The following is an 845-nucleotide window of genomic DNA, read 5'->3' on the forward strand; positions in this document are numbered from 1 at the left end:
CCCGCGGACCTGGTCGACCGGCTCGCCGCCGTCCTCGCGGAGCAGGCGCCGGACGCCGAGCTGGTCGTCCTGGCGACCGGCCGCCCGGGCGACGGTGTGCACCTCGGCACGGAGACCGACGCCCCGGAGACCGCCGACCCGGAGACCGCCGCCCCGGAGACCGCCGACCCGGAGACTGCCGACCCGGAGGTGGACGCATGAGCGAACGGACGGACGAGCGGCTGGAGCGGGCGTTCGACAAGCGCACGGCGACGGCCCTGGGCAAGCTCGGCCTGACGACCGTGGGCGACCTGCTGGGTCACTACCCGCGCCGGTACGCCGACCCGGGCGCCCTGACGGACATCGCGGCGCTCGAGGTCGGCGAGCACGTCACGATCCTCGCCCGGGTCGAGCAGGCGACCGTGCGGGCCATGCGCAACCGCAAGGGCGCGCTCATGGAGGTGGTGGTCACCGACGGGAGCAGCCGGCTGTCGCTCACCTTCTTCGGCAAGCACCGCGGCTCGCTGTACAACCACGAGAAGCGTCTGGTCCCGGGCGCCAAGGGCCTGTTCACAGGGACCGTCGGCCTCTACCGCGGCACGCGCCAGCTCACGCACCCGGACTTCACGCTGATGGGCGAGGAGTCCGACCTCGACAGCGACGAGGCGCTGCTGGAGCACGCCACGAAACCGATCCCGATCTACCCCGCGGCCGCCGGCATCCCGAGCTGGAAGGTCCAGGGCGCGCTGCGCGTCGTGCTGGACACGCTCGCCGACGCCGACGTGCCGGACCCGGTGCCCGACGAGGTGCGGGAGCGTCAGGGGCTGCCCGGCCGGGCCGCCGCGCTGCGCAGCCTGCACCGCCCC

General features: G+C 74.7%; 2 protein-coding genes. Both read left to right on the forward strand.

Annotated elements, in window-relative coordinates:
* A partial coding sequence (locus PROKR_RS36250) for a hypothetical protein (protein ID WP_036969428.1) occupies positions 1-201 on the forward strand: 201 nt, incomplete at its 5' end.
* The coding region (locus tag PROKR_RS25860; RefSeq protein ID WP_036969431.1) for an OB-fold nucleic acid binding domain-containing protein at positions 198-845 on the forward strand (648 nt) is incomplete at its 3' end. The genes PROKR_RS36250 and PROKR_RS25860, both read left to right, overlap by 4 nt.

Source organism: Promicromonospora kroppenstedtii DSM 19349 (assembly GCF_000515355.1).
Classification (GTDB): domain Bacteria; phylum Actinomycetota; class Actinomycetes; order Actinomycetales; family Cellulomonadaceae; genus Promicromonospora; species Promicromonospora kroppenstedtii.